The sequence below is a fragment of the Peribacillus sp. SIMBA_075 genome (assembly GCF_046534585.1).
Window position 1 is genome coordinate 1 of sequence record NZ_JAWRYN010000632.1, and the last position, 271, is coordinate 271.

The window sequence follows — 271 nt, forward strand, 5'->3', positions numbered from 1 at the left end:
CCCCGAACGTATAAATAATGTCCGCCGGGCAAATCTCATATCGCATCGGATAAAAATCGAGGTTGAAGCCCTTGGCGATTTCCGTAATTTCGTCAATCGATCGCTCGAGTTCTTTCCGCTCATCATTGGTCAAGACCGTTCCCCCCCATTTGCCAAAGCCTATTATATGTATATGGGGATGTGGTGCAAAAGAAGCCAGATTTTCATAAGAAAACCTCTAACGAGGCTTCCTCAAGGAGTAGCGACCGCGTATAGCGGAAAGTTTTACCGT

1 protein-coding gene is annotated in these 271 nt (G+C 46.5%); it reads right to left on the bottom strand.

The window, feature by feature from the left end; translation table 11 throughout:
• On the bottom strand, nt 1-133 hold a 133-nt coding region (locus tag SB775_RS29710; protein ID WP_410864828.1), incomplete at its 3' end, for a SpoVR family protein.
• Between the last annotated feature and the right edge of the window lie 138 nt (nt 134-271).